17 protein-coding genes are annotated in these 19,848 nt (G+C 70.1%); 12 read left to right on the forward strand and 5 right to left on the reverse strand.

Annotated elements, in window-relative coordinates; translation table 11 throughout:
• Positions 1-30 precede the first annotated feature (30 nt).
• The 3 genes from alr to tsaE all read left to right on the forward strand — a co-directional run bounded on the left by alr (position 31) and on the right by tsaE (position 3,065).
• On the forward strand, positions 31-1,182 hold the full coding sequence (gene alr, locus ACIBEI_RS37890; protein WP_398895052.1) for an alanine racemase: 1,152 nt from the start codon (positions 31-33) through the stop codon (positions 1,180-1,182).
• Between the two features lie 112 nt (positions 1,183-1,294).
• Entirely contained in the window at positions 1,295-2,548 is a 1,254-nt protein-coding gene (locus ACIBEI_RS37895) for an alpha/beta fold hydrolase (protein WP_398895053.1), read from the forward strand.
• On the forward strand, positions 2,514-3,065 hold the full coding sequence (gene tsaE, locus ACIBEI_RS37900; RefSeq protein ID WP_398895054.1) for a tRNA (adenosine(37)-N6)-threonylcarbamoyltransferase complex ATPase subunit type 1 TsaE: 552 nt from the start codon (positions 2,514-2,516) through the stop codon (positions 3,063-3,065). The genes ACIBEI_RS37895 and tsaE overlap by 35 nt, the downstream gene beginning before the upstream one ends.
• A 556-nt stretch (positions 3,066-3,621) precedes the next feature.
• Here tsaE and ACIBEI_RS37905 read toward each other — a convergent pair.
• Positions 3,622-4,203, reverse strand: coding sequence for a hypothetical protein (locus ACIBEI_RS37905; RefSeq protein WP_398895055.1), 582 nt, complete (start codon positions 4,201-4,203; stop codon positions 3,622-3,624).
• 83 nt (positions 4,204-4,286) lie between these two features.
• On the opposite strand from ACIBEI_RS37905, the gene tsaB reads away from it, so the two are divergent.
• From tsaB to ACIBEI_RS37925, 4 genes are read left to right on the forward strand one after another with little or no spacing between them, the layout of a single operon-like run.
• Positions 4,287-4,943: a tRNA (adenosine(37)-N6)-threonylcarbamoyltransferase complex dimerization subunit type 1 TsaB gene (gene tsaB, locus ACIBEI_RS37910; RefSeq protein ID WP_398895057.1), complete on the forward strand. Its 657-nt coding sequence runs from the start codon at positions 4,287-4,289 to the stop codon at positions 4,941-4,943.
• 20 nt (positions 4,944-4,963) lie between these two features.
• A complete protein-coding gene (gene rimI, locus ACIBEI_RS37915; RefSeq protein ID WP_398895119.1) occupies positions 4,964-5,455 on the forward strand; it encodes a ribosomal protein S18-alanine N-acetyltransferase in 492 nt (163 codons plus the stop codon).
• Positions 5,448-6,569, forward strand: coding sequence for a tRNA (adenosine(37)-N6)-threonylcarbamoyltransferase complex transferase subunit TsaD (gene tsaD / locus ACIBEI_RS37920; protein ID WP_398895058.1), 1,122 nt, complete (start codon positions 5,448-5,450; stop codon positions 6,567-6,569). Before rimI ends, tsaD begins: the two co-directional genes overlap by 8 nt.
• Positions 6,566-6,820, forward strand: coding sequence for a hypothetical protein (locus tag ACIBEI_RS37925; protein ID WP_398895060.1), 255 nt, complete (start codon positions 6,566-6,568; stop codon positions 6,818-6,820). Before tsaD ends, ACIBEI_RS37925 begins: the two co-directional genes overlap by 4 nt.
• Before the next feature lie 159 nt (positions 6,821-6,979).
• Here ACIBEI_RS37925 and ACIBEI_RS37930 read toward each other — a convergent pair whose 3' ends face one another.
• The 4 genes from ACIBEI_RS37930 to ACIBEI_RS37945 all read right to left on the reverse strand — a co-directional run bounded on the left by ACIBEI_RS37930 (position 6,980) and on the right by ACIBEI_RS37945 (position 12,585).
• A complete protein-coding gene (locus tag ACIBEI_RS37930) occupies positions 6,980-9,286 on the reverse strand; it encodes a glycoside hydrolase family 3 N-terminal domain-containing protein (protein ID WP_398895061.1) in 2,307 nt (768 codons plus the stop codon).
• A 32-nt stretch (positions 9,287-9,318) separates the two neighbouring features.
• Positions 9,319-10,230 (reverse strand): carbohydrate ABC transporter permease, encoded by a 912-nt coding sequence (locus ACIBEI_RS37935; protein ID WP_398895062.1) that lies wholly within the window; start codon positions 10,228-10,230, stop codon positions 9,319-9,321.
• Positions 10,231-10,234: 4 nt separating this feature from the next.
• Positions 10,235-11,050: a carbohydrate ABC transporter permease gene (locus tag ACIBEI_RS37940; RefSeq protein WP_398895120.1), complete on the reverse strand. Its 816-nt coding sequence runs from the start codon at positions 11,048-11,050 to the stop codon at positions 10,235-10,237.
• 131 nt (positions 11,051-11,181) lie between these two features.
• Positions 11,182-12,585, reverse strand: coding sequence for an ABC transporter substrate-binding protein (locus ACIBEI_RS37945; protein ID WP_398895063.1), 1,404 nt, complete (start codon positions 12,583-12,585; stop codon positions 11,182-11,184).
• Positions 12,586-12,716: 131 nt separating this feature from the next.
• Between ACIBEI_RS37945 and ACIBEI_RS37950 the strand changes: the two genes are divergently transcribed.
• From ACIBEI_RS37950 to ACIBEI_RS37970, 5 genes are all read left to right on the forward strand, one after another.
• Positions 12,717-13,775 carry a LacI family DNA-binding transcriptional regulator gene (locus ACIBEI_RS37950; protein ID WP_398895064.1) on the forward strand — a complete coding sequence of 353 codons (1,059 nt, stop codon included), beginning with the start codon at positions 12,717-12,719 and terminating at the stop codon, positions 13,773-13,775.
• 319 nt (positions 13,776-14,094) lie between these two features.
• On the forward strand, positions 14,095-15,174 hold the full coding sequence (locus ACIBEI_RS37955; protein WP_398895066.1) for an LCP family protein: 1,080 nt from the start codon (positions 14,095-14,097) through the stop codon (positions 15,172-15,174).
• A gap of 462 nt (positions 15,175-15,636) precedes the next feature.
• A complete protein-coding gene (locus tag ACIBEI_RS37960) occupies positions 15,637-18,642 on the forward strand; it encodes an NACHT domain-containing protein (RefSeq protein WP_398895068.1) in 3,006 nt (1,001 codons plus the stop codon).
• A gap of 41 nt (positions 18,643-18,683) precedes the next feature.
• On the forward strand, positions 18,684-19,505 hold the full coding sequence (locus tag ACIBEI_RS37965) for a helix-turn-helix domain-containing protein (RefSeq protein WP_398895069.1): 822 nt from the start codon (positions 18,684-18,686) through the stop codon (positions 19,503-19,505).
• Positions 19,499-19,690 (forward strand): DUF397 domain-containing protein, encoded by a 192-nt coding sequence (locus tag ACIBEI_RS37970; protein WP_398895071.1) that lies wholly within the window; start codon positions 19,499-19,501, stop codon positions 19,688-19,690. Before ACIBEI_RS37965 ends, ACIBEI_RS37970 begins: the two co-directional genes overlap by 7 nt.
• Positions 19,691-19,848 lie beyond the last annotated feature (158 nt).

Below are 19,848 nucleotides of genomic sequence, written 5' to 3' on the forward strand. Positions count from 1 at the left end.
GTGTCCGACCCCTCTGAGACACTGGGCGCGATGACTGAAACTGCACCCGCGCGGGCCCGCGCCGAGATCGACCTGGCCGCACTGCGGGCCAATGTGCGGGCTCTGCGCGCCCAGGCGCCGACCGCCGCCCTCATGGCGGTGGTCAAGTCCGACGCGTACGGACACGGGGCGCTCCCGTGCGCCCGCGCGGCCCTGGACGCGGGCGCGACCTGGCTGGGCACCGCCACGCCCGAGGAGGCCCTCGCCCTGCGCGCGGCCGGGCTGCCGGGCCGGATCATGTGCTGGCTGTGGACCCCGGGCGGGCCCTGGCGGGCGGCCGTCGAGGCCGATCTGGATCTGGGGATCAGCGGGGTGTGGGCGCTGCGGGAGGCCGTGGAGGCCGCGCGTGCGTCCGGCCGTACCGCCCGCGTCCAGCTCAAGGCCGACACCGGGCTCGGGCGGAACGGCTGCCAGCCCGCCGACTGGCCCGAGCTGGTGGCCGAGGCCCTGCGCGCCGAGGCCGACGGGCTCGTCCGCGTCACCGGCCTGTGGTCCCACTTCGCCTGCGCCGACGAGCCGGGCCATCCCTCCATCCAGGCCCAGCTCGGCAGCTTCCGCGAGATGCTGGCGTACGCGGAGGGGCAGGGCGTGCGCCCCGAGGTCCGGCACATCGCCAACTCACCCGCCACGCTCACGCTCCCCGACAGTCACTTCGACCTCGTACGGACCGGGATCGCGGTGTACGGCGTATCGCCCAGCCCCGAGTTGGGCACCCCGGCCGACCTGGGGCTGCGCCCGGTGATGACGCTGTCGGCGTCGCTGGCGCTGGTGAAGCACGTACCGGCGGGGCACGGTGTCAGTTACGGGCACCACTACGTCACGGCGGGCGACACGACCCTCGGCCTGGTGCCCGTCGGGTACGCGGACGGCATCCCGCGCCACGCCTCCGGCACCGGGCCCGTCCTGGTCGCCGGCAAGTGGCGGACGGTCGCGGGTCGGGTCGCGATGGACCAGTTCGCGGTCGACCTCGGCGGGGACGAGCCACCGGTCGGTGAGAGGGTCGTTCTCTTCGGATCCGGCGACCAAGGCGAGCCGACCGCCGAGGACTGGGCCAAGGCCGCGGGCACGATCGCCTACGAAATCGTCACCCGGATCGGAACCCGGGTGCCGCGCGTTTACGTGAATACCGAACAAGCGGGGTAACCGCATAGATGCCGGGCACTACATCGCGGGAACCGGCAGCAACAGCACGACCGACAGCAACAGCGACACCGACAGTGGACATGGGCATCATCCCGGCGAAGAGGAGCGGTACGTGAGCGAGAGCAGCGCGGAGGCCGCCGTGGAAGCGGCCACGGCCGCCGCCTCGGCCGTTTCCGCGGCGGGGGGCGCGACCTGGCGCAGGGGGGCGGGGATCGCCGGCGCCGCGATAGGCGTGGTCGCCGCGGGCGCCGCCGCCGGAGTCGCCATAGAGCGGCTCACGGTCGGCCGGGGCATGCGCAGGAAGGCCCGCCTCGCCCTCGACTCGGCCGGTCCGTACGGGGCGTTGCGCGGCATGCCCGGCAAGGCCGTCGCGGACGACGGCACGGAGCTGTACTACGAGGTGGACGAGGTGGAGCCCGACACCACCCTCGCCCCGCGCCGCCGCCGGCTCTTCGGCCGCAAGGCCCCGGCCCCCGTCACCGTCGTCTTCAGCCACGGCTACTGCCTCAGCCAGGACTCCTGGCACTTCCAGCGGGCCGCGCTGCGCGGTGTCGTGCGGACCGTCCACTGGGACCAGCGCAGCCACGGCCGCTCCGCGCGGGGCGTGGCCCAGGTCGAGGACGACATGCCGGTCACCATCGACCAGCTCGGCCGCGACCTGAAGGCCGTCATCGACGCGGCCGCACCCGAGGGCCCGCTCGTCCTCGTCGGCCACTCGATGGGCGGCATGACGGTGATGGCCCTGGCCGACCAGTACCCCTCCCTGATCCGTGAGCGGGTCGTCGGCGTCGCCTTCGTCGGTACGTCGTCGGGGAAGCTCGGCGAGGTCAACTTCGGGCTGCCCGTCGCGGGCGTCAACGCGGTGCGGCGGGTGCTCCCCGGAGTGCTGAAGGCGCTGGGGCAGCAGGCCGCGCTGGTGGAGCGCGGGCGGCGGGCCACGGCCGACCTGTTCGCCGGGATCATCAAGCGGTACTCGTTCGCGTCCAGGGACGTCGACCCGGCGGTCGCGCGGTTCGCGGAGCGGCTGATCGAGGGCACGCCCATCGACGTGGTCGCGGAGTTCTATCCGGCCTTCACCGACCACGACAAGACGGAGGCGCTCGCGCACTTCGCCGAGATGCCCGTGCTCGTACTGGCCGGGGTCAAGGATCTCGTCACGCCGAGCGAGCACAGCGAGGCCATCGCCGATCTGCTGCCGGACGCCGAGCTTGTGCTCGTGCCGGACGCCGGGCACCTGGTGATGCTGGAGCACCCGGAGGTCGTCATAGACCGGCTGGCCGACCTCCTCACCCGCGCGGGAGCCGTCCCGGCAGGGGCTACCGTGGGTGGCTATGGAAGCACCAGCAGCACCGCGCAACCCGGCTGAGCCCTCGGGACCCTCGGAGCCTTCCGTGGCCGGCGTCACCACTGAGATCACCGTCAACTCACCCGAACAGATGCGGGAGTTGGGCCGCCGGCTCGCCAAGCTGTTGCGGGCGGGCGACCTCGTGATGCTCACCGGCGAACTGGGTGCGGGCAAGACGACGATGACCCGCGGGCTCGGCGAGGGGCTCGGCGTGCGGGGTGCGGTCACCTCGCCGACCTTCGTGATCGCGCGCGTGCACCCGCCCCTCGGCGACGGTCCGCCGCTGGTCCACGTGGACGCGTACCGCCTGGGCGGCGGGCTCGACGAGATGGAGGACCTCGACCTCGACGTCTCGCTGTCCGACTCCGTGATCGTCGTGGAGTGGGGCGAGGGCAAGGTCGAGGAACTGGCCGACGACCGGCTGCACGTCCTCATCCACCGGGCCGTCGGCGACACCACCGACGAGGTACGGCACGTCACGCTGACCGGGGTCGGGGAGCGGTGGGCGACGGTCGGGCTCGGCGTGCTCTCCGCCTGAGAGGGCCTGGCCGCCTCTGATCTCGCCTGGTCCGGCTTGGTCCGGCCTGGTCTGGCTCGGTCCTCGTAGGTTCGCCCCAACATTCCGACAAGGCGTCGGGAAGATGTTGCGTCGGGCGGCTTCGGCGTGTTCACATGGACGGAGGAGTTGGTTAGGTCTACCTAACCACGTCTGCTCCCGGAGCCACTAGGAGGCCGCCATGGCGACGTCTGAACGTGATGTGACGCGGCGGCCGTCTGTGCCTGTGGAGTCGACTTCGTCGGGGGTGGCTGGGGTGGCTGGGGTGTCGATGCGGGAGTTGCTTGCGGCTGGGGTGTTTGCGCGGGTCGTTTCCACGCCGCCGCCTTCTCCGGCTGAGGCGGTGCGGGAGGAACGGCGGCGCGCCGCGTAGCGCTCCGCGTAGCGCTCCGCGGGGAGCGGTGTTCGGATTCTGCGGGTGCGTTGTGGCTGGTCGCGCAGTTCCTCGCGCCCCTAAAAGATTGCGCAGTTCCCCGCGCCCCTAAAAGCCAAAGATTGCGCCGTTCCCCGCGCCCCTGAGGGGGGCGCTGGTGTTGGTCTATTTGATCACTGTGACCCTTGTGCCGATTGTGGCGAACTCCCACATGGCTGTGCCGTCTTCTCGGGATTCGCGGATGCCGCCGAGCTTCTTCGAGGGGGCGGGGGCGGAGGTCGTGCCGTTCAGGGCGGCGCTGAAGCCGATTGTTGCGCCGGAGACCTTCGTGAAGCGGACGACGTGTTCGACGGCGACGCCGTCCGAGCCGGTGATCCTGCCGGAGCGGGAGGTGACGACGTATGCGGCGGGCGTGGGATCCACCGTTCCGGGGGTCACCTTGAACGTGCGCTTGACCCGGTCACCCGACCCGACGAGCCATACGCGGTCGTCGTCCACCGAGTAGACGACCCGTCGTCCCGTGCCCGAGGCGGCGGGCAGTGCCGTCGGGTGCTGCTTGTCCCGCGGGGCCTTGGCGGCCGCCGCCGTCGAGGAGTCGGCGGGCCGGGAGGAGCCCAGGCCGCTCGGCACGTGCGCCGCCGCCTGGTAGGTGAGGAAGCCGATCGCGGCGAGCGCCGCCGTGGTGAGCCCGGCCACGATTCCCGAGCTGCTCCGAACCACCTTGGGTGCCCACCTCTCGTACGGCATTTATTACTTCTGTGACGTTAGCAGCAGGTCTGCGGCGGATTGGGGCGGCCGTGCTCCGAGCCCGGGCGCCGTAGGCTGTTCGCGTGCTCTTGCTCGCTCTGGATACCGCCACCCCCGCCGTCACCGTCGCGCTGCACGACGGGACGTCCGTCATCGCCGCCTCCAGTCAGGTGGACGCGCGCCGGCACGGGGAGTTGCTCCTGCCGGCCGTCGACCGGGTGCTCGCCGAGGCCGGGCTGCGGCTCGACGCCGTCACCGGCATCGTTGTCGGCGTGGGCCCCGGCCCGTACACCGGGCTGCGCGTCGGTCTGATGACCGCCGACACCTTCGGGCTCGCGCTCGGCATCCCCGTACACGGACTGTGCACGCTGGACGGTCTCGCCTACGCGGCCGAGGGATCTGTTGCCGACGGGCCCTTCGTCGTGGCTACCGACGCGCGGCGCAAAGAGGTCTACTGGGCGCGGTACGCCGACTCGCGCACCCGGGTCACCGAGCCCGCCGTCGACCGGCCGGGCGAGCTGGACATCGGGGGGCTGCCCGCCGTCGGCGCGGGTGCGCTGCTCTACCCCGACACCTTCCCGGACGTGCGCGGGCCCGAGCACGTCTCGGCCGCGGCACTCGCGTCCCTGGCGGCGGAACGGCTGGCCGCGGGCGAGGAACTGGAGGCGCCCCGGCCCCTCTATCTGCGCCGGCCGGACGCCCAGGTGCCCAAGAACTACAAGGTGGTCACCCCCAAGTGACGACCGCGGTGCTGCGCGAGATGCGCTGGTGGGACATCGAGCCCGTGCTGGAACTGGAGAAGGACCTCTTCCCCGAGGACGCCTGGTCGCGGGGCATGTTCTGGTCGGACCTGGCCCATGCGCGGGGGCCGGGGGCGACCCGGCGGTATGTCGTGGCCGAGACCGCGGGGGACACGGCGGGAGGCGCGCGGATCGTCGGGTACGGCGGGCTCGCCGCCGCCGGGGACGTCGGTGACGTGCAGACCATCGCCGTCTCCCGGGAGCACTGGGGCACCGGCCTCGGCGCGATGATCCTGACCGAACTGCTGCGGGCCGCGACCGCGTTCGAGTGCGCCGAGGTGATGCTCGAATGCCGCGTCGACAACGTCCGCGCCCAGAAGCTGTACGAGCGCTTCGGCTTCGAGGCGATCGGTTTCCGGCGCGGCTACTACCAGCCGGGGAACGTGGACGCGCTCGTCATGCGACTCAACGACCCATCGACATCCGTACAAGGAACCGAGATCAATGGCTGACGAACCGCTCGTCCTCGGCATCGAGACCTCCTGCGACGAGACCGGCGTCGGCATCGTCCGCGGCAGGACCCTGCTCGCGGACGCGATCGCGTCCAGCGTCGACGAGCACGCGCGCTTCGGGGGTGTGGTGCCCGAGGTCGCCTCCCGTGCGCACCTGGAGGCGATGGTCCCGACCATCGAGCGGGCGCTGAAGGAGGCGGGCGTCAGCGCGAAGGACCTGGACGGGATCGCCGTCACCGCCGGCCCCGGGCTCGCGGGCGCGCTGCTCGTCGGGGTGTCGGCGGCGAAGGCGTACGCGTACGCGCTGGGCAAGCCGCTGTACGGGGTCAACCACCTCGCCTCGCACATCTGCGTCGACCAGCTCGAACACGGGGCGCTGCCCGAGCCGACCATGGCGCTGCTCGTCTCCGGCGGGCACTCCTCGCTGCTGCTCTCCTCGGACATCACGAGTGACGTACGGCCGATGGGCGCGACCATCGACGACGCGGCCGGCGAGGCCTTCGACAAGATCGCCCGGGTGCTGAACCTCGGGTTCCCCGGCGGGCCGGTCATCGACCGGTACGCCAAGGAGGGCGACCCGGGTGCCATCACCTTCCCGCGCGGGCTCACCGGGCCGCGCGACCCCGCGTACGACTTCTCGTTCTCCGGGCTGAAGACCGCCGTGGCGCGATGGATCGAGGCCAAGCGGGCGGCCGGGGAGGACGTGCCGGTGCGGGATGTGGCCGCGTCCTTCCAGGAGGCCGTCGTCGACGTGCTGACGCGCAAGGCCGTACGGGCCTGTCGTGACGAGGGCGTCGACCACCTGATGATCGGTGGGGGAGTCGCCGCGAACTCGCGGCTGCGGGTGCTTGCGCAGGAGCGGTGCGAGGCCGCGGGGATTCGGCTGCGGGTGCCGCGGCCGAAGTTGTGTACGGACAACGGGGCGATGGTCGCCGCGCTGGGGGCGGAGATGGTTGCGCGGGGGCGGGCCGCGTCCGATTGGGATCTGTCCGCGGATTCTTCTTTGCCGGTGACTGATACGCATGTGCCTGGGCGGGCGCAGTCGCATTCTCATGACCGTGGGCACGGTCATGATCATGTGCATGAGGTCAGTAAGGGCAATCTGTACTCATGACTGTCGCGTTGATGTGGGAGGCGCGGGCCGTCGAGGGGCGGGGGGAGGAACTGCTTGCCTGGGTGAGGGGGCAGGACCTCCCGGCGCGGCCCCTGCGTCGGGAGGTCCTGCGGGCTCCGGGGGATCGGGTGCTCGTCATTACGTGGTGGGATGCCGCGTATGAGTCTGAGCTGCCTGAATTGCCGGAGCCGGCTGGGGAGTTGGTTGTGCGGGCGGTTCATCGGTGGCGGTTCGAGTCCCTCGACGCGTAGGGGGCGGGGGGTTGTTCGTCGGGTGCGGGTGGGTGGGGGCTGGTCGCGCAGTTCCCCGCGCCCCTGAAAGACAAAAGATTGCGCAGTTCCCCGCGCCCCCAGGAAGCGCGCCGTTTCTCGCGCCCCTGAAGGCAAAAGATTGCGCCGTTCTCCGCGCCCCTAAGGTGCCTCCGTTTCTCTTGAATCGCAGCGCAGGCGGCGGTTGGGGCCCAGGTGGCGTTCCGGGCCCTTCAGGGTTATGTGGGTCGTGTGGCGTGTGTCTGTGCTGGATTTGGACAGGCGGAGTTCCAAGGCGCCCGGTTCCACTACCCGTTGGCCCCTTCCGTCCGTGAACGCCGACAGGTCCGGGTGGAAGGTGAAGGTGATTCGGCGGGCCTTGCCGGGGGGCAGGGTGAGGCGGTGGTAGCCGATCAGGCGGACGTCCGGGCGGGTTACGCGGGCCACCGGGTCGTGGAGGTAGAGCTGGACCACCTCCGTGCCTTCCCGGGGGCCCGTGTTGCGGACCGTGACCGAGACGTCGTACGAGTCGGTCGTGGTCATCGCCGCCTCCCGGTCCTCGGTTTCCTCCCACGTGAAGTCCGTGTAGCCGAGGCCGTGGCCGAAGGGGTGGAGGGGGGTCGGGTCGAGGTTGCTGACGGTGCCGGCCAGGCCCAGTGGGGGCTGGAGGTAGGTCCACGGCTGGCCGCCGGGCGTCTGCGGGACGCTCACGGGGAGTCTGCCCGACGGGTTCACGCGGCCCGACAGCACGCCTGCCACTGCCGGGCCGCCCTCCTCCCCCGGGAAGAACGCCTGTATGGAGGCGGCCAGTTGGCCGTGCCAGCGGCCGAGTGCGTACGGGCGGCCGGTGAGGAGGACCAGGATGACCGGCGTGCCGGTGGCGGTGAGCGTGTCCAGCAACTGGGCTTGTACGCCTGGGAGTCGGAGGTCGCCGACGTCGCAGCCCTCGCCCGATGTGCCCCTGCCGAAGAGGCCCGCCCGGTCGCCCAGTACCGCCACGCAGACGTCCGCCTCGGCGGAGCGTGCCACCGCCTCCGCGAAGCCCGAGGTGTCCGGGTCCGTGGTGTCGCAGCCCTCGGTGAACGTGATCTTGGCGTCGGGGAGTTCGGTGCGCAGGGACTCCAGGAGAGTGGGGATCTCGATGCCCATGGGCTGGTCGGGGTGGTTGATGCCCACGTGCGAGGGGAACGAGTAGCAGCCCAGCATGGCCAGGGCGTCGGCCGCCCGCGGGCCGACCACGGCGATCCGGGTGTCGGGGGCGAGGGGGAGCAGGCCGTCCGGGTTGGAGAGCAGGACGACGGACTCCTCGGCGAGGCGGCGGGCCAGCACGCGGTTCGCGGTCGAGTCCAGGTCGATCGGGTCCGTGGGCTCGGGGGTCCAGTCCTCGTCCAGCAGGCCCAGTTCGCACTTCTGGCGCAGGACCCGGGCCGCCGCCCGGTCCACCAGGGATTCCGGGATCACGTTCGCGCGTACCGCCTCTACCAGCGGGTCGCCGTAGCAGCGGAGCGTGGGGAGTTCGACGTCGATGCCGGCGGCCAGGGCCGCGTGGGCGGCCTCCGCCTTCGTGCCCGCGACCCGGTGCAGGGTCTCCAGGAAGCCGACACCGAAGTAGTCGGACACGACCGTGCCCGTGAACTGCCACTGCTCCCGCAGGAGTTCGGTCAGCAGATACGGGTCCGAGGACGCCGGCACGCCGTCCGTGTCCGTGTACGCGGCCATCACCGAACGGGCCCCGCCCTCACGCAGCGCGAACTCGAACGGCGGCAGGGTGATGTCGGCGAACTCGCGCACACCGGCGCGTACGGGGGCGAGATTGCGGGCGCCCGCGGAGGACGCGTACCCCGCGAAGTGCTTGAGCGTGGCGATGACGCCGGCGGACTCCAGGCCGCGGACGTAGGCCGCGCCGATCGTGCCGACCAGGTAGGGGTCCTCGCCGATGGTCTCCTCGACGCGGCCCCAGCGCGGGTCGCGCACGACGTCCAGGACGGGGGCGAGGCCCTGGTGGACGCCGACGGAGGCGAGGTCCCGGCCGATGCGGTGGGCCATCTCCTCGACCAGGGCCGGGTCGAAGGTGGCGCCCCAGGCGAGGGGGACCGGGTACGCCGTGGCGCCCCAGGCGGTGAAGCCCGCCAGGCACTCCTCGTGGGCGATCGCCGGGATGCCGAAGCGGCCGGCCTCGGCGATGCGGCGCTGGGCGCGGGCCAGTGCCTGCGCGCCGAGCGCCGGGTCCACGGGAGCCGAGCCGAAGGAGCGGGTCAGCTGGCCGAGGCCGTGGGTGATCAGCTCGTCCCAGTCGTACTCCGAGGTCATCTCGACCTGGTTCGGGGCGACTCCGTCGCCGTCCGTGGCGGCGCCCACCCACACGCCGTACAGCTGGGCGGTCTTCTCCTCCAGGGTCATCCGGGCGAGCAGGTCGTCGACCCGGGCCTCGGCGGGCAGGGCGGGATCACGCCAGGGGGCGGTGGTCATGAAACTCCTGTCGGGGTCGGGGTCGAGTGGGTTCACTTGCCGCCCACGCCCATCAGGCCGCCGACCAGGGCGCGGCGGGCCACCAGGTACACGGCGAAGATGGGGATGCCGGAGAGGACGACCGAGGCGAGCAGGGCGGGGATGTTCACGCCGAACTGGCTGACGTAGTTGAAGAGTCCGAGGGTCAGGACGCGTGGGCCGTCGGACTGGGTGAAGATCAGTGGGAAGAGGAAGCCGTTCCAGGCCTGGAGCGCCGAGTAGATGACGACCGTGCTGATGCCGCCCTTGGCCAGCGGCACGGCGAGCTGGAACAGCATCCGCTGGGGGGACGCTCCGTCCAGGGCCATCGCCTCGTAGAGGTCTTCGGACACGTCCCGGAGAGTGCCCACGAGGACCAGTACCGAGACCGGCATCGCGAAGGCCGCCGTCGGCAGGATGACCGCCAACAGGCTGTCGTACAGGTTGAGTTTGGCGATCAGGAGGTAGAGGGGGACCACCACCGCCTGGGCCGGGATCGCCACGCCGAGGAGGAACAGGCGGAAGGCCAGGCCCGACCAGCGGTTGCGGGTGCGGACGGCGACGTACGCGATCGGGACGGACAGGCCGAGGACGATGGCCACGACGGAGACGGCCACGATCGCGGTGTTGCTGAGCAGATGGCCGAAGCCGCTGTTCAGCACGGTGTTGTAGTTGTCGAGCGTCGGACTCGTGGGCGGGTTCAGGGGGTTGCCGGTGAGTGCCTTGTCCTGGCTGGTGAGCGAGGCCGACAGCATCGCGTAGATCGGGACGAGGACGATCGCGAGCCAGATGACCGAGCCGAGGCCCGAGACGGGGTTGCCGCGCTTCGTCCAGTGCTTGCGGCGGCGTTGCGGGGGCGGTGGCGTGGGACGCTCCTCGGTCTTCGCGGGACGCGGACGCGGACGCGGCAACGTATCGTGTGACACTCCGTCACATCCCTTCGCGGGTGCTGCGCATGCTGCCGAAGCCGGTCAGCCGCACGAGGATCAGGGACAGCCCCGTGGCGGCCACCACCAGGAAGGACGCGATGGCGCTCGCGTAGCCGAAGTCGTAGCTCTTGAAGCCCGCCTCGTACATCAGGTACGGCAGGATCGCCGTGTCGGTGCCCGGGCCGCCCTTGGTGAGGATCAGCACGGTCTCGAAGTACGTGAGCGAGCCGACGACCAGCAGCACGGTGGACGTCGTGACGGTGTGCCGCAGCTGCGGGAGAGTGATCGAGAAGAACTGGCGGTAGCGGCCCGCGCCGTCGATCGCCGCCGCCTGGTAGAGCACTTCGGGTATCTGGCGGGCCCCGCCCTGGTAGATCAGGGTGTGGAAGGGGATGAACTGCCAGCCGCCGACGAACACGATCGCGAGGAACGCGCCGTTGGAGGAGCCGAGGATGTTCTCCTGGATGATGCCGAAGTTCGGGTCGAGCAGGGCGTAGAAGAGCAGCGCGATCGCCGTCGAGGAGAGCAGGAACGGCACGAAGAAGATCGCGGACAGGACCGCCCGGTTGCGCTGGCGGCCCGCCGCCCAGACGCCGAGCAACAGGGCGATCACTGTCTGGAAGACCCAGCTCGCCGCCGTCAGCAGGACGGTGAGCCACAGGGACTGGACCATCCGGTCGTCGTTGATCAGCTTCTGCCAGTTGTCCAGGCCGACGGGTCGCGGGTCGCCCAGGCCGTCCCAGCTGGTGAAGGAGAGGTAGAAGGCCAGGCCCATCGGGACCACGGCGAAGAACGCGAAGAAGAGGACGCCGGGCAGGGCCCAGGCGGCGTGCGGGCGGCCGACCGTGGAGGACTTGGACGACTTGGCGTGCGGGGCGGACGTGGTGGCTGTCGGTTCGGTGGGGCGGGCCTTCGTCGGGCTCGTCGGGCTTGATGGGCTCGGTGCGCTCACTTCAGATCCTTGAGCGCGGACACGAACTGGCTCGGCGAGGACTTCCCGACGAACAGCTTGTTGATCTCGGTGAGCATCGGGGTCGCGATGTCCGCGCCCAGCGCCTGGTCCCAGGAGAGCGTGAAGGCGGGCGCCTTCTCGACCATCTCGTACTGGAACGTGGCGAACTCCGGGTTGGGCGAGGCCTCCAGCAGCTTGGCCGCGTTGGCGGTCGTCGGGATGTCACCGTTGGCCACCAGCGCCTTCGCGTACGCCTCCGAGGCACAGTCCTTCAGGAAGGCGATCGCGGCGTCCTTGTTCTGCGTACGGGAGTTGACGGACCAGTAGTTGGTGGGGTTGCCGACGACGTTGCGGATGTCGCCCGTGCCGCCCTCGACCGTCGGGAACGCGCACCAGCCCAGGTTGTTCTTCGCGAAGGACGGGAACTTGCCGAGCTGCGTCGAGTACTCCCACGAGCCCATCAGGTGCATCGCCGCCTTGCCCTTGGCGAAGACGGCCGGGGCGCCGCCGTTGACGTACGACACCGAGCTGAACTTCGAGCCGAAAGCGCCGTCGTCGATGAGTTCCTTGACGGTCTCGGCGGCCTTGAGGACGGCCGGGTCGCCCCAGGCGGACGCGTCGCCGCCCTGGATCTTCGCGAAGACCTCGGGGCCGCCGATGCGGTCGACGAGGTACTCCAGCCACATCAGCTCGGTCCAGGTGTCGGCGCCGCCGAGCGCGAACGGGGTGATCTTGGCGGCCTTCAGTTTGGCGTTGATGTCCTGCAACTCGGCCCAGGTGGTGGGCGGTTGGAGCTTGTGCTCGGCGAAAACGGACTTGTTGTAGAAGAGGATGACCGGCTGCATCCCGCGCATCGGTATGCCGTAGTTGCGGCCGCCGAGTCCGCCGGCCGCGAGCACGGAGGGCAGGAAACCGCCTTTCAGGACCGGGTCGCCCTCGATGGTGTCGGTCAGGTCGATGAGCTGGTTGGCCTCCTGGTACGCCTTGATGGAGCCGCCGCCCCAGTTGAAGAAGACGTCCGGGGCGCTCGGGGAGCCCATCGCCGTGCGCAGCTTGGCCGAGTAGTCCGAGCCCGGGACCTTCTCCAGTTTCACCTTGCCCTTGGCCGACTTGCTGGCGGCGGACTTGTTGAAACGGTCGACGGCCGCCGTCTGGACCTTCACCGCGTCGTCCCCGTACACCATGGCGGTGATGGTGCCGCCGCCCCCGCCGGAACCTTCACCGGAGCCGCAGGCGGTCAGACCAGTGGTGAGCAGGGTGGTGGCACCGGCGCCGAGGACCCAGCGCCTGCTGAACGTCCTGCTGCCGAACGTCCCGCCGCCCGGACTCCCGGGGCTCTCGCCCGTCGGCTGCCCGCCCGTGGGCCGTCCGCCGTTGGACCACCCGCTGATCGACTCCATGACAGCACCTCATTTTGTACTCGTTTTTGGACTCGCGAGACGAATGTTTCGGAAGGTACTTCGAATGTTCCGGGAACGTATGGCTGTCGAAGGGCTTCGTCAAGAGGTTGCGCAGGGATACGATCCGGTCCATGACTCGCCCGAATCCCGCTGTAGCCCAGTCGGCGACACTCGCCGAGATCGCCCGCGAGGCGGGAGTCTCCGCTCCGACTGTTTCGAAGGTGCTCAACGGCCGTGCCGATGTGGCCCCCTCGACCCGCACCAGGGTCGAGGAACTGCTCCGCAACCATGGCTATCGGCGCCGCCGGGCCGAGGCGTCCCGGTCGCCGCTGATCGACCTCGTCTTCCACGAACTGGAGAGCGCGTGGGCGATGGAGGTCATCCGGGGCGTGGAGAACGTGGCGCGGGACGAGGGGCTGAGCGTGGTCCTCTCCGAGAGCGCGGGCCGCCTCACGCCCGGGCGCACCTGGGCCGACCAGGTCGCCGCGCGCCGCCCGCACGGGGTCGTCCTCGTCCTGAACGGGCTCGACGAGTCCCAGCGGGCGCTCCTCACCAGCCGCTCGATCCCGTTCGTGGTGGTCGACCCGGCGGGCGACCCGGGCGACGACGTGCCGTCCGTGGGCGCCACCAACTGGCAGGGCGGCCTCGCGGCCACCCGTCACCTCGCCGACCTCGGCCACCGGCGCATCGGCGTGATCAGCGGGCCCTCGCGGATGATGTGCAGCCGCGCCCGGCTCGACGGCTACCGTGCGGCCCTCGACACGGCCGGGCTGCCGGCCGACCCCGCGCTCATCCGCACCGGCGACTTCCACCACGAGAGCGGCTACCGGGAGGGGCTTGAGCTGCTGAAGCTCCCCGACCGTCCGACGGCCGTCTTCGCGGGCAACGACCTCCAGGCCCTCGGCCTGTACGAGGCCGCCCGCGAGCTGGGTCTGCGCGTACCGGAGGACCTCAGCATCGTCGGCTTCGACGACCTGCCGGTGGCCCGCTGGGTCGGCCCCCCGCTGACCACCGTCCGCCAGCCGCTCACCGAGATGGCCGAGGCGGCGGCCCGGCTCGTCCTCGACCTGGGCCGCGGCGAGCGCCCCTCGGCGGCGACCCGGGTGGAACTGGCCACGAGCCTGGTGGTGCGCAGCAGCACGGCGGCGCCGGCGGGGGAGGAGCGGACGGCGTACTTCGGGGCGCGGTGATCGGGTCGGCCGTGGGCTGTGAGGGGTGAGGGGTGAGGGGTGAGCGGCTAGCCGGGTTCGGCCGGCGGCGGCCCGTGAGCCGAGCCGAGCCGAGCTGGGCTGAGCCGAGCCGTGCCCGGCCTGGGCTTCCGTCCTGCCCGGCGTCCTGCCCGGAGATCGCTTCGAAACTTTCGAAGACTTTCGGCGGGGCGCTGACTTTCGGCGGGGCGCTGCCGGCCCCTCGACGGCAACTGAGGAGACTCAACGAAATATGAGAGTTTGACTAGGAAAACCGGGAAGTGGTTCCTCGTTGTAATAATTCGGACTTACGTTCCTCTCTGTGAGCGGAGAAGACGAGCACGGGGGCGGGGGCGCCGAGACACCCGGCGCGGGGCGGCAACGATCCAGACGGGCACGGCTGTTCAGGGCGGCGGGAATCGCGCTGGGCTGCGCCCTGGTCGTCTCGCTGGCCGGTGCGGCGTGGGCGTACTGGCATCTGAACCAGAACATCAAGAGCGTCGACATCGACAGTGCGCTGGGTGACGACCGCCCGGCGAAGTCGATGACGACGCCCAGCCCCTATGGCGCGGCCTCCCCCTCCCCGATCCCGAGCGGCGCGCTCAACATCCTGGTCCTCGGCTCGGATTCGCGAAGTGGCGCGCGGAACCAGGAACTCGGCGGTGGCAGCAGTGACGGCGGAGCCCGTTCCGACACCGCGATGGTCATCCACCTCGACGAGGGCCGGACGAAGGCGACCGTCGTGAGCATCCCGCGCGACACGCTCGTCACGCGCCCCTCCTGCCCGCGGGAGTCCGGCGGTTCGACATCGGTGTCGTACGGCGCGATGTTCAACTCCGCGTACTCGGTGGGCGGGCCCGTCTGCGCGGTCAAGACCGTGGAGTCCATGACGAACGTCCGCATGGACCACTACATCGAGATCGACTTCACCGGTTTCGCCGATCTGGTGGACGCGCTGGGCGGGGTCACGGTGACGACGGAGGAGGACATCTCCGACGAGGACAGTCACCTCGAACTGGACGCGGGCACCCACCACCTCGACGGTACGAAGGCCCTGGCTCTCGCCCGGACCCGGCACGGCATAGGCGACCAGAGCGACCTCGGCCGCATAGGCCTCCAGCAGCAACTGGTGAAGGCCCTCCTCGACCAGGTCGACACCACCAACCTCCTCACCAACCCCACCCGCCTCTACCGGGTCGCCGACGCCCTCACTGACAGCATCACCACGGACACCGGCCTCGACTCCCTCACCGAACTGATGAGCCTCGGCCAGAGCCTCAAGTCCCTCTCCTCCGCCACGACGGAGACGGTGATGATGCCGGTGGTCCCGGCCCCGTCCGACCCCAACAGGGTGGTGGCGAACGAGCCGGAGGCGAGCGAGCTGTGGGAGTCGTTGCGGTGAGGTGCTTTTAGCAGGTGGGGAGGGGGGGCCGGGCAACACCGGTCGCTCTTCACCCCGTTGAGGGGCAGCGGCCGGATGCGGCAGCCGCCGAGGCCGCCTCGGACCCATCATGCTGAAGTGCTCCGGGGACCCTCACGGCGTTCGCGCCACCGACTTGTCCGAGACTCCGTCATCGCGGGCGTGGGCCTCACGTTCGTCGGGCTCGCCACGGCGATACTGGTGAGCGGCGACAGCAACGCCGACAACCAACTGGCCACGGTGGCGAGCCTGTTCGTGGGAATCGCCTCCCTCCTTGTGGCCCTCATGGACTTCTTCCGCCAGGAACCGGCCCCCGCCGACCCGGCCGCGTACGCCGACGACCTGGCCCTCACGATCAGGGCACAGTGGCTGGAGGAGGCGGAGTCGCGGAGGTTGCGGGATCCGCGGGTGCTGCCGCTGGCGTGGGCGACCACATCCCGGCTGGTGGCCGACGAACCTCACACCTCGGCCTCCGGCGCGCGGGTGCTGCGCGTGCGCCTCGACGGCCGCCTGGATGGCCGCTTCGATGCGGTCATCGGCCAACTCGCGGAACGCTATGAGCAGTTGCCGCAACGCCGCCTGGTCGTCATTGGTGAGCCCGGCGCGGGCAAGACGGTCCTGGCGACGCTGCTGACCCTGGGCCTGCTGGGCGCCCGGCAGCCGGGCGGACGCGTCCCGGTCCTGCTTCCCGTCTCGACCTGGGACCCCGTGCGCGAGCCCCTCGACGACTGGATCGTGCGGACACTCGCGGTGCCGTACTACAGCGGACGCCAGGAGATTCCGCGTGCCTTGCTGGCTCACGGACTACTGCTTCCTGTCCTGGACGGACTGGACGAGATCCCCGAGTCGGCCCGCCGCGGAGCCATCCGGGGCATCAATCACGCGATCGGCGGTGAACGGCCGGTCGTCGTCACGTGCCGTGCCGTGGAGTACGAGGAGTTGATCCGAGGCGGGGCTCCGACGCTGCGACAGGCACCCGTGGTGGAGGTGACGCCGGTGCCGCCTCGGGATGTCATCGGATACCTGCGGGACGTGGACTGGCCGGAGGGCGGCTCCGGGTGGGACGGCGTCTTCGCCCGACTGCGTGCCGAGCCCAGCGGTCCACTGGCCGAAGCGCTGTCCACCCCGCTGATGGTGACCACGGCACGTCTCGTGTACCAGCGCGGCGGTGGTGACCCGGCCGAACTCCTCGACCGGGAGCGGTTCGACTGCCGGTACGCGGTGGAGGATCACCTCACGCACCGGGTTGTCGACGCGACGTACGGGTCGGATCCAGGCGTGCCGGAGGGGGCGCCGGCCGGGGAACCGTGGGGCGCCGAGCGGGCGCGGCGATGGCTGACGTTTCTGGCCCGTTATCTGCACGACCACCGGGAGCGGGATCTGGCTTGGTGGCTCGTGAGCGGGCGGGTGCTGCCGGTGTGGGCGGGGCCGGTTCTGGCCTTCGGACTGGGACTGCTACTGGCCGTCGGGGCCGTGGTGTGGACCGCCGCGACCAGAGGGTTCGGGCAGGCGCTGTCGAGCAATGACGTTCTCGTCCCCATGTACATCGGTGGAGCCTTCGCACTGATCAGCTGCCTCATCTGGTACGCGGCAGGAACCCGTCCGCCGGGTCGCCTCTCCTTCTCGCTGCGGGGGTCCGCCGGGCGGTTGCGGCGCGGCTTTCGCCTCGGTGTCCTGCTGGGAGCGGCGGCCGTGGTGCCGGTGACTGCCGGGATCTGCGTCTTCCGAGTTCTCACACGGACGCCGGGACCGGGTTCGTTGCAGGCCGCGGCGGAGGTGTCCGAGTCGCTCATGGCCTGTGCCACGCTGAGCCTGGTGGTCGGAGTGGCTCTCGCCGCGCACAACTGGCTCAACGCGCCTCCGTCCAGGGCGACTCAGGCAAGTCCCATGAAGTCCTATGCGCAGGACCGCCGTTCCGCGCTGGCCGGGGCATCGGTGGGAGGACTCGTCGTCGGAGCCGCCGGGCTGCTTGGGCTGCATGCCGGTCAGTTGGCGGGGGACCTGGTCTTCCGCGCGCTCACAGACTGGCCGGGCCTGCCCGGCACAGGCGATGTGTCGGATTCCGGGGCGCTCAAGTGGCGTCAGGACAATGAGGCGTTGGGCCTGGACTCGCATGGCTGGGGAATGCCCTTCGTTCTGCCTGGAGTGGCGTTCGCGCTCTTCATCCTCATGACGCGCGCGTGGCCGCGGTTCCTGCTGGCGAAGGTCTGGCTCGCGGCGAGCGGCCAACTGCCCTGGCGACTGTTCGCCTTCCTCGGAGATGCCCGGCGACGCGAGATCGTCAAGCAGTCCAACAGCACCTATCAGTTCCGTCATATCCGGCTGCAGGAGGCACTGGCCGGGGAGCCGGCGTATGCCGGAGGGTCGACATCCGCGCGACCGGGTGTGACGGGGGGCGTGCGACGCCGTCTGGTCCTCAGCGCGGGGGCGGCTGCGGTGCTGGGCGGTGGGGTGGCGTTGATCGGGCGGCACGAAGACCAGGGGGAGGTTCTGTACTGGGATCCCGATGAGGTGCCGATGACCGCGGTGGTGTTTCGGCCCAATAGCGATGAAGTGGTCTGGGGTGCGGAGGACGGGCGGTTGTGGCGGGGCCACCTGAGATGGAACCGGTCGCTTCTGGGGCGTGTGCGCCTTACCGCCTCGGAAGAGGACGACGTGATCGATCGCGGCGTCACGGGCTTGGCGTTTCGCCCGGACGGCGGCGTTCTGGCTGTCGGCCGGAGGGACCAGCTGAAGCTCTGGAACACGCATGGGAAGTCGGAGTGGCGCACGATCGGGAGGGCAGGCATGGCAACGAGTGGCTTGGCGTTCGGTGATGGCTATTTGTCGGGGTATGCCAATCATGGCCCCTTCCATACGCTGCTGCGGATCGATGAGGAAGGTCAACCGAAGGAAATCGACATCGGAGGGGGAGATCCGTACCTGGTGGCCTCGGGCTGGCTGCGTGGAAACAGTCTGGTGCTGGTCGGCAAAGACGGGCAGGTGCGGTTGCACGCAGCGCCGACATTCGCAAAAGGCCCTGGCGTGCCGTTGATGGGGGCGCCACAGGGCGAAGACCTGTTGAATTCCGAACTGGTCGTCAGCCCGCACGACGACTGCCTGCACCTGAACGCTCTGGCATCGGGCCTGCCTGAGCACAGTGGACTGTGGCGCCCCGATCCCCGTGACGGAAAATGGCACAAGACCGGGCATGTGCCTTCCCCGTCCTCGGTGGCGTTCCATCCACGAAAGCCGTTTCTTGCGCTCAGCCGGACGTTCCCGAGCGAGGAATGGTATGGCGACGGAACCATCGAGCTGTGGCGCACCGACGGCACCCCGTCCCATTGGAAGTCCCTCTACGGGCACATGAGCGAGGTCCACTCCATGAGCTTCAACTCGAACGGAACCAAGCTCGCCTCCGCCAGCTACGACGGCACCGTACGCCTGTGGAACATCGGTCACCTGCCGTAGCCTCGAAGTGACCGTTTATGCACACAGTGTGGTGTGCGCAGGTGGAGGTGGGGTTCTTGAGTGAGCAGTCGCCGATCGCGTGGAGGTACTGCGGCCACCAGTTCAAGATGTGGCGGCAGGAGGCGGGGGTCAGCCGGGAGGATGTCGGCAAGGAGTCCAACTACTCGCCGGACACGATCACTTCGTTCGAGCGCGGGGTGCGCCGGCCGACGGCCCGACTGCTCGACATCGGGGACGAACTGTTCGGGGCCCGGGGGAAGTTGAAGGCGGCGGCGCAGTATCTGGAGCCGGAGAAGTTTCCGCCGCGCACGCAGGACTTCATGGACTGTGAGGCGAGCGCAATCGCCTTGCAGTGGTACGAGACGTTGCTGATCCCCGGCCTGCTGCAGGCCGAGTCCTATGTGCGGGCGCTGCTGGGCGCCCACTATCCCCCGCTGGACGACGAGACGATCGAGAGCCGGGTGGCCGCCAGGCTGGAGCGGCAGCAACTGCTGGTCCGCAAGCCGACGGCGTACTTCGGGTTTGTTTTCGAGGAGATCGCGCTGCGACGCCCCGTGGGAGGATCGGCGACCATGCGGGAGCAGTGTCAACGCCTCTTGAAAGTGGGGCAGTTGCGGAATGTCTCCATCCAGGTGCTGCCGACCGACCGGGGTGCGCATGCCGGTCTGAACGGCCCCATGGTGCTGATCGAGACGCCCGAGCGCGAGCACTATGCGTACGAGGAAGGGCAGGCGGTCAGCATGCTGCACTCCGGTTCGGAGGATCTCAGTAATCTGACTCAACGCTTTGGCATGATCCGGACGCAGGCTCTCAGTACGGAGGAGTCGGCACGGTTCATCGGGAAGGTGGCTGACGAGTGGTGAACATAGAACTCGCCTGGTTCAAGTCGAGCTATAGCGGAACTGAGGGGGGCGCCTGCGTCGAGGTCGCCCTCCATCCCAGCGCCATCCACATACGAGACTCGAAGCTCAACCCCATTGGTGATGGCCCCGAGTTGACCGTCCCCGCCTCCGCGTGGGCGGAGTTCGTCGCGTACGTCGGGGCTTGAGCTTCGGGGATCGGGATTCGAGACCCTTTTTGTAAGGAATGGGTGGGTGGCTCAACCCACCCACCCTCCCCTGTGCCCGGCCCAGCCGGGCTCAAGTGGCGCCCGGGCCAGGGGAGATGACTTTTTGTGATCGGGTCGCGGCGGAGTGTGGCGGGCGT

Source organism: Streptomyces sp. NPDC050988, assembly GCF_044456225.1.
Classification (GTDB): domain Bacteria; phylum Actinomycetota; class Actinomycetes; order Streptomycetales; family Streptomycetaceae; genus Streptomyces.